This window comes from Maribacter litoralis (assembly GCF_003075045.1).
In the GTDB taxonomy this organism is placed as follows: Bacteria; Bacteroidota; Bacteroidia; order Flavobacteriales; family Flavobacteriaceae; genus Maribacter; species Maribacter litoralis.
The window spans coordinates 301836-314383 of the sequence record NZ_QCZD01000001.1; the positions used below are offsets into that span (position 1 = coordinate 301836).

Consider the following 12548-nt stretch of genomic DNA (forward strand, 5'->3'; position numbering starts at 1 on the left):
GGACTGTCATCACAAACTTGTCCTATTTATGAAAAGACTTATTTGCATTCCGGCAATAGTTGCTATACTGTTCTTAACTTCTTATTCCTGTGGAAATAAAAAAGCAAGAAAAAATACTGCGCAAACTACGGAGCAGGCAGCAGTTAGTACCGAGCCTAAATGGACTTCCATCTTTAACGGGAAAGATTTAACCGGATGGACCATAAAAATTCCGGGACATGAGTTAGGTGAAAATTTTGGAAATACCTTACGGGTGGAAGATAGTATTTTAAAAATACGATATGATGCATACGGATCGGAATTTAAAGACCGATTCGGCACCGTTTATTTTGATAAATATTTAACTAATTACAGGCTAAAAGTTGTTTACAGATTTGTTGGCGAAACGGCACCTGGAGCACCTACTTGGGGTTATCGTGATAGTGGCATCCAATTCCACGGACAACCACCGGTTACGCAAAAAATAGATCAAGCTTTTCCGGTATGTTTAGAATACAATTTTCATGGTGGTAATGGAACGGACGAGCGCCCTTTAGGAGCTGCCTGTACGAACGGTATGTTCATTGAATATAATGGTGAAAAGAATACAACCACGTGTATTGCCGCTGATATTGCAAGAACATTTCATGGCGACCAATGGGTTACTGCCGAAATTGAAATTAAAAACGGGGTTATTGCACATTTTGTAAACGGGAAAAAAATTCTAACCTATTCAAATCCCACATACAACCCAGCGAACGAAATGGCAAAAAAGCTAATGGATGGTGATGATACCAAGGTAAAAGGTGGCTATGTTTCCTTACAGTCCAATAGCCACCCAATAGATTTTAAAAGTATTGAACTAATTGAATTTTAGTTCCAACAATTATCGGTTCAATTTATAACATCACTTTATCTCTTGTTTTTGCCGCTAGGAATATGGCATCAATAATTTTCATGTCCTTAACGCCTTCTTCGCCATCAACGGGAACAATGGGTTGAACTCCTTCAAATATTAAAGCTGCCATACCATCCATTTGTAAAGTTTGGTGGGTAACATGGGGCTGGGTCAGTTTTCCTTTATGTGTTTTGCCTTCAATGGGTCCATATCCTGTAGAAGGTTGCATTTCAACAAATCCTTTAGAACCGGTCATAAAAAACCGGTCTAAATTATTCATATTATAGGTCGATAAACAATTTGCAACGGCACCACTAGGAAAACCCATTTGAAATTGTATGGTTTCATCAATACCTTCTTTAAACTTTTCAGGATTGGTTTTCGTTTCTTGAGCGGTAACCCAAGCAGGTTCTTCACCCAACATATAACGTGCACCATTAATTGAATAGATACCAATATCCATCATTGCACCGCCTCCTGAAAGTTCTTTGTTTAAGCGCCATTGTGTTGGGTCGCCAATGGTGAAACCAGATTGACCTTGGAAAAATTTTGTTTCACCAAAAGCACCGTCTTTTCGCATCTGTATTACTGCAACCGTTTTGGGTTCAAAATGCATTCGATACCCAATCAGTAATTTTACATTTGCAGCATTACAGGCATCAACCATGGCTTGACCTTCTTCTGCATTGACGCCCATTGGTTTTTCACAGATAACATGCTTACCCGCTTCGGCGACTCGTATAGACTGATCTTTATGCAATCCGTTGGGTGTAATTACATAAACGGCATCAATATCCGGATTGTCCTTAATAGCATCAAAATTCTCGTAGTTGTAGCAGTTTTTATCTGGTAAATTATATTTTGATTGCCATTTTTTAATTTTAGAAGGTGTACCGCTGATGACACCAACCAGTTTTGCCCTTTTACAATCTTCCATTGCCTTGGCAACACGGGTACCATAGCTACCCAATCCCATTATGGCAACTTTTAAAATGGGTCCGTCGTATGGTTCTGTGGAACTTGCGAACAATTGAGCGGGACTATGCAATAACGGTAGACCTACCGCGGTTATGGATAGCTTTTCTATAAAATTTCTTCTTGAACTCATGAGTAAATTGTTGTTTGATGATTTATAAGTACTTAAATATAATGAAACTACATCTTTTAAAATTACAATTGACAACGGATTCTTGATATATAAAGAATATCTCTTTTTTGAGACAAAGATGTGTTGTATGTCATCAATTAAGTAGGAAGACATCCCATAAATTGCATGTTAAAATTATTTCGATGAGCAGAGGATTTGTAAAAGAAGAGGATCAGGAAGAAATACCAATGGTACCACCAAGGGCAGACTTGCCATTAGGCGCCACCAACTATGTAACCGAAACAGGTTTACATAAATTAGTAAGTGAGAAGGACAGACTGATAAAGGATAAAGAATTGTCCCATCAAGATAATGAAAAAGAACAACGCATTGCCATCAATTTAATCAATGCCAAATTACAGCTATTGAATGAGCGTATTTCTTCGGCAAAAGTTGTGAACTTAAATGACCAACCGTTAAACGAAGTTCGTTTTGGCGCTTTAGTCTCTTTATTAATTGGGGATGCCAAAACACCTAAAGAGTTTCAAATTGTAGGTGTAGATGAGGCTAATATTGCAGATAATAAAATTTCTTTTCTCTCACCAATAGCAAGAGTGCTAATTGGCAAAAAAGTAAATGAAGTTGCCGTACTCAAAATTGGAAAAACAGACCGTACATTTAAAATTGTAGGTATTCGATATTCTTAGCTTAAAGAAAGACTTCTCCGTTCTTTTGTTACACCCTACACACTGAAAATCAGTCAACTATGATCATTTTAAATATCACAATAATTGACCTTTTATTTTCTTTAGAGTCTTTTTTTGATTTTTCACAGCTAATTATACCTTTTTATTCCCAGTAATTTTATGGCAATCAATATTAAAACGTCTATAGAATGGAAAAGAAAACAACCGATACCGCAAAACAAAAAGACTTAGAGAACTATAAAAAAGATTTGACCGATAAAGCCCTAACCACAAACCAAGGCTTAAAGGTTAACGATACAAATAACAGCTTAAAATCTGGTGAACGTGGGTCAACCTTATTAGAAGATTTTCTACTTCGTGAGAAGATTACAAGTTTTGATCATGAACGTATACCAGAGCGTATTGTACATGCAAGAGGTAGTGCTGCCCACGGGTATTTTGAATTGTACGAAAGCTTAGAAGAATATAGTAAAGCAGGAATTTTTACCGATACTACACGCAAAACTCCTGTATTCGTTCGCTTTTCAACCGTAGCCGGATCCAAGGGATCTCCAGATTTAGCAAGAGATGTAAGAGGATTTGCCGTAAAGTTTTATACTCAAGAAGGTACTTGGGACCTTGTTGGTAATAACATGCCGATTTTCTTTATACAAGACGCTATGAAATTTCCAGATTTAATACACTCCGTAAAGCCGGAACCAAATAAGGAAATTCCACAAGCGGCGTCTGCACATGATACATTTTATGATTTTGTCTCATTAGCTACAGAAACATTGCACAATCATATTTGGGTTATGAGCGATAGGGCAATTCCTAGAAGCTTTCGCATGATGGAAGGTTTTGGTATACATACTTTTAGATTAATTAACGATAAAGGTGAAGCCCATTTTGTGAAATTCCATTGGAAACCAACCTTAGGTGTACATTCCGTTACATGGGAAGAAGCAGTAAAAATAAACGGAGCTGATATTGATTTTCATCGAAGAGATTTATGGGATGCCATTGAAGCGGGACAATACCCAGAGTGGGAGCTAGGTGTACAAATTGTACCAGAAGCCGATGAACATAAATATGATTTCGATTTATTAGACCCTACCAAATTGATTCCCGAAGAAATGGTACCGGTTAAAATTATTGGTAAAATGACGCTCAACAAGAACCCTGAGAACTTCTTTGCCGAAACGGAACAAGTAGCGTTTTTACCGGGTCATATAGTGCCTGGTATCGATTTTACTAACGATCCATTATTACAAGGACGTTTATTCTCATACAGAGATACTCAATTATCGCGTTTAGGCAGTCCTAATTTTCATCAGATTCCAATCAATCGTCCGGTTGTAGATACACATAACAATCAACGGGATGCTCACATGCAAATGGAAATTCCAAAAGGGCAAACAGCATATTTCCCTAATAGTTTAAGTGGTGGTTGTCCTCATTTATCTAAAATGGCAGAAGGCGCATTTCATTCTTACGAAGAGCGAATAGATGCCAAAAAAATAAGAACCCGTAGCGCAAGTTTTAGTGATCATTTTTCTCAACCAGCATTGTTTTATAGAAGTTTGGCAGATTGGGAAAAAGAACATGTTGCTGCTGCTTATACCTTTGAATTAGGTAAATGCAACCATGATCATATTAAGCAACGTATGCTATATCTAATTTCTCAAATTGATGATGAGCTTGCCGATACCGTTGCCAAGGGGTTAGGTATGGAAATACCGAAGGATATAGAAAGACCCATAAACCAAGCTATTGGTGCTGATGCCGAAATTGAAAAGCATCAACCCGGAAAAAAGAAAATCTATTTAGAAAAGTCAGAAGCATTAAGCATGGCAAATACAAAATTCGATAGTATTGCTACAAGAAAAGTAGCTGTGCTAGTTGCAGATGGGTTTAGTATGGAAAACTATAAACCGATAAAAGAAAAACTGGAAAAAGAAGGTGCAGTAATGAACATAGTTGCACCACATGGTGGCACTGTCAAATGCGATCAAGGTGTAGACCATAAGGTCGATGCTTCCATTACCACTACAGAAAGTGTTCTTTTCGATGCTATTTACATTCCGGGTGGTGAAGAATCTGTAAAGACATTGACCAATAATGGAAAATATATAAAATTCGTCAATGAGACTTTTAAGTATTGTAAAGCTATAGCGGTCGACGAAGAAGGCGAACAGGTTTTAGACCATTCTTTCGTATCTAATTTTAAAGATGACACTGCCGTTCATATCAACGATTCCGCATCTAATTTTATCAAAAGCATTGCAAAACATCGTAACTGGGAAAGAAGAGAACTTTCTGATAAAGTACCAGTATAATTAATATGTTGCTCATGTGTATGAATCCATTGAAGATTTAATACTTCAATGGATTCTTTTCTTTTAAAGAGTTCTGAACCCTATGCTGAAAATTGCGTAAGTAATTTAATCTAACATAAATCTTTAGAAAGGTAGAGCAACAACAAAAATAATCTAGGTAAAGTTCAGCATCACTTAGCTAAATATAGGTGAGTACTATTAATAATCAAATTAAAACTATAAATTATGAAAACAAGAAATATTAAAAATCTAGTATGTGTTGCCATTGCAATATTTGCATTAAGTGCTTGTAAAGATCAAGCCAAAGTAGATGCGGATAAAAAAGCCATGGAAGAAAAAGTGGCAATGGAAGAAGCAGAAATGAAAGCCCAAGAAGCTAAAGCACAAGAGGAAGCCAAGCAAAAGGAAATGATGGCTACCAGTATTGCCGCTGTTGCGAGTGAAAATGAAGAGTTAAGTACACTGGTATCTGCAGTAAAGGCAGCAGATTTAGATAAAATGTTATCAGAACCTGGTAGCTATACGGTATTTGCGCCATCAAATAATGCATTTGAAAAATTACCTAAAAAAATGTCTATTGCTGAGCTAGGGAAACCTGAAAATAAGGAAATGCTGACCAAGGTGTTACAATACCATGTAGTATCTGGGGTAATAACTAGTGATAAACTGGTAGCCGCAATTAAAGGTTCTAATGGAAAATACACTTTTACAACTGTGGGTGGTCATGAGATAACCGCTAGTCTTAAAAATGATAAAATTGAGCTAAAGGACGAAAAAGGAAACAAAACAGAAGTTGTTTTAGGCAATGTAAAAGCTTCTAACGGAGTAGTACACGTTATTAATGATGTGCTTATAATGAAGTAATTGTTTAAGTTGCCATGAAATAAAAAAGAGGACCTAATTGGTCCTCTTTTTTATTTTAATATTTAAGGCTTTTTATTCTTCGCTGCTCATTACATCACTAAGCTCCAACTCTTCATCCATTGTGTTATCAACAGGTACGGAATCTTTTAAAGTATTGAATTTTTCTAAGCGTTCCATATCGTCTTCCTCTCCAGAAAAATATGGAAACACATCCATAATAGGTGATTCAGAAATAGAAGGCACAGAATACTCGCCCATAGTATCTTTCATAACACTCATGGTATTGTCATAAGCTTCTTTTACATCGTTCGCCTGTACCAAAAGATACATGTTCGTTTTACGCTCCTTACCACTTTCTTCGTCAAAGGCTATCAATGACACTTTTGATTTAAACCATCTATCAGAATTTTCAAAAGGGTGTATTTCGGCGTAGTTGGCCACCTTAATATTCGTAATTTTAATTTCTTCGGTATCGCTCAAATAAACCGACATCTCTTCGGTTATTCTACTCTCTGCTTCGGTATAAGATATTGCATCTACCAAAAATGGTTCTGTCTTTACCTTTAACATACCAGAAGCATCATCTAATTTTCTATATTTTATTTTACACTCGTACCATGTTGCACTCATAACTTAATATTTTTTTTGGGGTGCTAAATATACTTCTTAGCTATAGTTTGCTACCCTAAAAAAAGCAATAGATATTCACAATTTTGAAAATTACGGCATAGGCATCTAACAGCTAGATACTTACTAAAAGTAGTGTAGAAATAAATAGAAAATTGTTTTCAGGTTTAAAACAGTTCTTGTTTTACATGATCGTAATATGAGTCACTAACCGGTATATTTACGTCCGATAGCTGTAGGTCTCGTCCCTTTAATCCGGTAACGTAGTTTCTATTAATGATAAATGACCTGTGTACTCTCATAAAAAGAGAACTTGGTAGCTCTTGCTCTAACGTTTTTAAGCGTTGATTACTAATAATTTTCTTTGATTTTAAATGAAAGGTAACATACTCACTGTCACTAACTACATAAAGAATATCATCGTACTTTACTTTATGCAGATCATAGCCAGATTTAATTGTGATCGTATCCAATTTTTCAATGGAACTTTTGGTTTGCACTTTATTAACGGCAGTAACAAAACGTTCAAACGTTATAGGTTTTAATAGATAATCCACCGCATTTAATTCATATCCTTCCAAAGCATAATGAGAATAGGCCGTAGTAAAGATGATTTTGGTTTTTTCACCCAACATCTTTGCAAAATCAGTTCCTTTTATCTCTGGCATTTGAATGTCTAAAAACAAAAGATCTACTGGTTTTTCCTTCATAATATTCAAAGCCTCTAATGGGTTTTCGGCTTCTCCTACCAAATTCAAAAACTCTAATTTATCAATGTATGTAATCAATAATGACCTTGCCAACTCTTCATCATCTACTACTATACAGTCTATACTATTCATGCAACTGGAGTTTTAAATTTACCTTAAATGCCAATGAAGTTTCGTTAATAACCAATTCATGACGATCAGGATACAAGATAGCTAAACGTTTCTTTACATTCTCTATACCAATACCGCCTACATCATCCTTAACTATACTATGTTCGGGTTTAGAATTTTCCAATTCAAAATTAATACCATCGGCAAATGAACTAATCTTCAAATTAATGAATGTGCCTTCAATTTTTTCAATATTACTATGTTTTAGGGCGTTTTCCAAAAAAGGAATTAATAACATGGGTACGATAGGAACGTTCTGGTCTTCTATGGAAAAAGTAGTTGTTATAGGATACTTTTTACTGCTTTTAAGCGAAAACAACTTAATGTAGTTTTCAATATAATCTATCTCTTTATATAAGGGTACAATTTCTTGTTCGCATTCGTAGAGAACATATCGCAGCATGTCGGACAAGTAACTGATACTTTTTTGAGTTCTAACAGCATCTATTGCCGATAACGCATAAATATTATTCAATGCATTAAATAAAAAATGAGGATTGATCTGCGATTTCAACAACTTCAATTCTGTTTGTAATGCTTCATTTTTATTGATGATCATTTCTTCCTCTTTACGTTGCGCAAATAGAAAAATTTCTACCAATGTTGCTATTACATAGGCAATTACAATTAAAAGAAGGTTAATAAAAAATCGAGATGGTGGTCTACGATTAGCCTCCATTCGCGGACCATTTTCAAATCGTGGTCCTGGTCTGCGTCCCAAATCCGGACCTGCACCAAAATCAGAATTAGCGCCCAATAAGGGATCACCAATAATATTTGTAAGAATTAATGTAGCAACTATAACAATGGCTACAGAAACCACGGTAAACAGTACATATTTTTTTTTCAGTAAAAGTTGTGGTATCGTAAAATAAATTAAACAGGCAATGACCGCTATTTGAAATACAATTACCAACGAGTTTTCATCTAAAAATTGAATTTCGCTACCTGTAAATATCCACGCGGTAACCCATATAAGTAGCCATAACGCTGCGTGAAAAATAAAATTCTTATGTCTGTTCATGCTGCAAATAAAAGGAATAATTTTTCAAATGAACCTCAAAAGCAAGGGTCTAAATAGAGATAATCAAAGTGTTTACAGAACGTAAGACTAATTTCACTTAAAAGTAAACGGTAAACACTTAAAATGGTCATTCAGCATTAAAGATTCTTACATCTTTGCTATCAAATATTAGTTGTTAAAATAGAAAAGTATGAAACGTATTACATTAAAAACCGGATTGTTATTTGCTATGTTGGTTGCATTTGGAACTGTAGCCGTTAACGCACAATCTAAAGGAGAAAGAAAAGAACCACCTACATATGCTAAACTTTTAGAAGAAATGGATGCAGATGAAGATGGCCAGCTATCTGAAGAAGAAGTAAAAGGTCCTTTAAAGGATAACTTTTCTGAAATAGATACCAATGAAGATGGATTTATTTCTGAAGAAGAATTCGACGAGGCTCCAAAACCAAAAGGAAGACCTAGAAACTAGGTGTCTCAAAAACATTTACCCTTTCAATAATTTTTGTTGAAAATTAGCCCAAAGCATCATGGCGAACCATGATGCTTTAATTACTAAATAATTGAGAATTAAATATTCTGCGGGCTTGCGTCAAATTATCGATTATGTTTTCAATTCATTCACAAACGGGCTTTTCTCTAGTTCGTTCTTATTAATAAGGTAAGCATATTATAAATGGTCTTATTCAGAAAGGTTAGAAGTCAACTATTACAACTAGAAAAGTTCAAAACCTATTTAATATATGCTTTAGGTGAAATTCTACTGATTGTAATTGGTCTTTTAATTGCATGGAAAATCAATGATCTCAATGAATCTAGAAAAAATAGGATCGTAGAAGTAAAAATCTATAAAAGCTTAAGTCAAGAGCTAAACACCAATTTGGGAGTATTAGATAGTGCTATTGCAGATTACACTAAAAATATTCAAACCTTACAAAATACTATCAACTACCTAGGTGTGGAACCCACGGACCTAACATCCGATGCCAAATCAATGATCGTTAATTTAAACTATCATAAAACCATCGTTAGAGATGAAGCGATAAACTCGATAAACGCCACCAATAAGTTTGAATTTATTGAAAGTGATTCCCTTAAAAAGCTGATTGCTGCTTACCCGAACGAACTTGATAATTTTAACATACAGCAGGGTAAGATTGAAAATATTATTACCGAGCGATTAAAACCGGTTATAGAAAAGCATATTTCTTTAATAGAAATTTTACCGGAAGACAGTTATAATTATCAGCGCATAAAAAATTATGGTAATTCATCGAACTATTCTGAACTACTGGTTAGTAGGGAATATCAAAATAGTGTAATAGACAGGTTGCTGCAGACTAAAGATCAGCTTTCGATTGCTAAGAACTTAAGGAATAAAACAAAAATAATTGCCACAAAATTGAATCAAGAACTGAACAGATCTTAAACACTTTAAAACAACATCAATTTAAAGCATTCAACTATGATACAGAAAAGTATATATCACGTTTTGGCTTTCTTTATTTTCACCTTTGCCATTATGAGTTTTGTTGGCTGTAGTAGCGATGATGCCTCTTCAGATGATTTGGTGACAGAAGATGGTGAAGATACGGTTACCGATAATGACTCTACAGATGAAGACACAAGTGTGGTAAGCGTAGATGCTTCATATTTCTATACCGAAGATGGGTCGGTTACCATAACCACGGTACCATGTACACTATCAGATGGTACAGAAACCGATTGCTATGAAATAGTAACAACGAGCTTGCCCGGTGATCATGAAATGGGACCATGGTGCCCAGAAAACATTGGTGATAGTGCCGAAGCAGGCGGAATTTGGTTAGAAAGTGGAGAAGTTTATGATGTTGATGGTGCCTTTGTAGAGAATTTAGCTGAATTCTATAACGATGATAATTGGATGATGTATGATGAAAACGGAAACATTTATATTACCGATACCGAAGATGATTGTATTAATGCGGCCAACCCAAACGTGGGTGCAGAATACGAAAATTTTTGTGTAGAGTGCATACCATCTTATATTACAAATTTAAATCAGACTTGGACCATACCCGTCACTCCAGTGGCTCAAAATACTCCAGTACTTTTTAATACCGCTGCACAAGGTCCGCAAACAACCACTGTACCATCTACACGTGGTGTTGCCTTAAACGGTATCGAATTTTCTGCTCCGGCACCTGTAGATAATATTCTTGGCGCCTATACCTTGGCACCTTTTGACGATGCCGGTGGTCATATCAACGTACACCAAGGATATCATTATCATGCTGCTACAGGTTTTAGTACCAAGATTGTTCAAGAAGATGGTCATGCAGCTTTAATTGGTTATGCCTTAGACGGATTTGGAATTTATGAATTGAAGGACAGTGAAGGTGTTGAAGCTACGGATCTAGATGAATTAAGAGGCCATGAAGATGACACCAGAGGTTATCACTACCACGTAGATGCAGCTGGCAATAATAATTTTATAGATGGGCTTAAAGGTGCCTACGTTAATTAATAGATGCTATGAAAAAGTATATCCTAACTATCTGTACCGTACTGTTCATATTATTTGGGCATGCCCACAATCCTGATGCATCTACCACAATGCTGGTAGAAAAAGGAGATGGCACATGGATACTACAGATCAGTTCTTCATTAACTGCTTTTCAACAAGAGGTTAGAACCCATTTTACCGAAACTCCTTATAATTCCCCCGAGGAGTTTCAACAAATGGTTTTATCTCACATAAAAAATAATCTTGAGATAAACTTTAATGATGGTTCTGAAATTACTTTGGGTAATGGGGTTGTAAAACTAGGGCATGAAACCAAAGTCGTTTTTGAGGTATTTGGTATCGATTCAGATTTACAGTCCATTCATATAAAAAACACAGCGTTCAATGATATTTCAAAGAGCCAAAGTGCACTGTTTTTATTTAAAGACGGTTTTCAAAAAGACCAGTTTGTTTTAAATTACGACAATGGTCATACACTAGAACTTATAGCAAGCGGAAATAAGTTTATTGAGGCCAACGAACAGAATGCAAGCTTCAATTCTACTTTTGCCATAATAATTGTAATTAGTCTTTTGGTATTTAGCTTTATCGTTCAAAAGACCATTCTTTCAAAAGTTCCTATTGAATAACCTAATTATTACAATTAGCGGTTAGATTTTTTGATTTTTACAACCTATCAAAAATTCATCAACTTTAAAACATCGGTCATTCGCTTAATACAATCGGTAGTTCACTGATTAATAAAAATTCCATATAAACATATGATTATACTTGTGCCGTAAACTTAAACGATCATAAAAAAATACAGATTTATCCAACTAAAAATTCATTTAAAGACACTTATAAAATCCCCATTAAATTAACAATTATGAAAAAAAACAGATTTAATAGTATCCCAAAATCTTCGCTAGTTTTAGCCTTATCATTTATAACACTTTTAGCTTGTAGTAGTGATAGTGTAGATGATGATGTTTTTGAAGATATTGTAAGTACTGATGAAGAGGATGATGAAGAAATTGCAACAGAACTTCATGCAGCATACAGTGCTTTTAATACAGACGCGGTTACCGTGTACTTAGATGGTTCTGAAGTAGTTATTGAAACCACTGGTCTTCCTAATCATGAGACGGTTTATTGGGGAGAAGGAAACTCTCTTTATAAAGAAGAGCCAGATGTAGCCCTTACACCAAGTATTATGTCCAGTAATAACAATGCTACAACCATTCGTGTTGATGCTACCCCAAATTTGACAGGTAGTACGGTACAAACAGAATTAGGTACCATTGGTATCGCGGTTAGCGGATCTTCTTTATTTAACGACCAAGAAGGTGGTGGCGCATTGGATCAAGCTGCGGCAAGTTTAGATTGGACAGGAGCACATATTGGTCCGGGTGTGTATCATTATCACCTAGAGCCAAAGGCTTTTACCAATGATGACGATAACCTTGTAGGTATATTATTGGACGGAGTATTTCTCTACGGAAGAAAATGTAGTGCTACCGGAGATTATCCTACGGATTTAGACGCTTCCGGCGGTCATACTTCTACAACTCAATATTCAGATGGTGAAGAAGAATATCACTATCACATTATTAACGAAGTGTATTCAACCACTGGATCTTATTTAGCATTTGCAGGTCCTTTTCAAGGATATTAA

The 12548-nt window shown here is 35.5% G+C and carries 13 protein-coding genes; 9 read left to right on the plus strand and 4 right to left on the minus strand.

Translation table 11 applies throughout. The features are described from left to right. Positions 1-28 precede the first annotated feature (28 nt). Positions 29-856: a 3-keto-disaccharide hydrolase gene (locus DCS95_RS01410; protein WP_116769065.1), complete on the plus strand. Its 828-nt coding sequence runs from the start codon at positions 29-31 to the stop codon at positions 854-856. Positions 857-878: 22 nt separating this feature from the next. On the opposite strand, the gene DCS95_RS01415 is transcribed toward DCS95_RS01410, so the two are convergent. Next, positions 879-1985, minus strand: coding sequence for a Gfo/Idh/MocA family protein (locus DCS95_RS01415; RefSeq protein WP_116770112.1), 1107 nt, complete (start codon positions 1983-1985; stop codon positions 879-881). A 182-nt stretch (positions 1986-2167) separates the two neighbouring features. Between DCS95_RS01415 and DCS95_RS01420 the strand changes: the two genes are divergently transcribed. From DCS95_RS01420 to DCS95_RS01430, 3 genes are all read left to right on the plus strand, one after another. After that, positions 2168-2671: a GreA/GreB family elongation factor gene (locus tag DCS95_RS01420; protein WP_116769066.1), complete on the plus strand. Its 504-nt coding sequence runs from the start codon at positions 2168-2170 to the stop codon at positions 2669-2671. Between the two features lie 188 nt (positions 2672-2859). After that, on the plus strand, positions 2860-4989 hold the full coding sequence (locus DCS95_RS01425) for a catalase (protein ID WP_116769067.1): 2130 nt from the start codon (positions 2860-2862) through the stop codon (positions 4987-4989). A 225-nt stretch (positions 4990-5214) separates the two neighbouring features. Continuing rightward, on the plus strand, positions 5215-5853 hold the full coding sequence (locus DCS95_RS01430; RefSeq protein WP_116769068.1) for a fasciclin domain-containing protein: 639 nt from the start codon (positions 5215-5217) through the stop codon (positions 5851-5853). A 72-nt stretch (positions 5854-5925) separates the two neighbouring features. Here DCS95_RS01430 and DCS95_RS01435 read toward each other — a convergent pair whose 3' ends face one another. From DCS95_RS01435 to DCS95_RS01445, 3 genes are all read right to left on the minus strand, one after another. Further along, positions 5926-6483 (minus strand): DUF4494 domain-containing protein, encoded by a 558-nt coding sequence (locus DCS95_RS01435; RefSeq protein ID WP_116769069.1) that lies wholly within the window; start codon positions 6481-6483, stop codon positions 5926-5928. Positions 6484-6647: 164 nt separating this feature from the next. Further along, positions 6648-7322: a LytR/AlgR family response regulator transcription factor gene (locus DCS95_RS01440; RefSeq protein WP_116769070.1), complete on the minus strand. Its 675-nt coding sequence runs from the start codon at positions 7320-7322 to the stop codon at positions 6648-6650. Then, positions 7315-8385, minus strand: a complete 1071-nt coding sequence (locus DCS95_RS01445) for a sensor histidine kinase (protein WP_116769071.1) — start codon at positions 8383-8385, stop codon at positions 7315-7317. The genes DCS95_RS01440 and DCS95_RS01445 overlap by 8 nt, the downstream gene beginning before the upstream one ends. Positions 8386-8575: 190 nt before the next feature. Between DCS95_RS01445 and DCS95_RS01450 the strand changes: the two genes are divergently transcribed. From DCS95_RS01450 to DCS95_RS01470, 5 genes are all read left to right on the plus strand, one after another. Continuing rightward, positions 8576-8857, plus strand: a complete 282-nt coding sequence (locus DCS95_RS01450) for a CREC-EF hand family protein (RefSeq protein ID WP_116769072.1) — start codon at positions 8576-8578, stop codon at positions 8855-8857. A gap of 204 nt (positions 8858-9061) precedes the next feature. After that, on the plus strand, positions 9062-9814 hold the full coding sequence (locus DCS95_RS01455; protein WP_116769073.1) for a hypothetical protein: 753 nt from the start codon (positions 9062-9064) through the stop codon (positions 9812-9814). Between the two features lie 36 nt (positions 9815-9850). Beyond that, a complete protein-coding gene (locus DCS95_RS01460) occupies positions 9851-10891 on the plus strand; it encodes a YHYH protein (protein ID WP_244178355.1) in 1041 nt (346 codons plus the stop codon). Between the two features lie 8 nt (positions 10892-10899). Further along, on the plus strand, positions 10900-11520 hold the full coding sequence (locus DCS95_RS01465) for a hypothetical protein (RefSeq protein WP_164674100.1): 621 nt from the start codon (positions 10900-10902) through the stop codon (positions 11518-11520). A gap of 239 nt (positions 11521-11759) precedes the next feature. Next, a complete protein-coding gene (locus DCS95_RS01470; RefSeq protein ID WP_116769075.1) occupies positions 11760-12548 on the plus strand; it encodes a YHYH protein in 789 nt (262 codons plus the stop codon).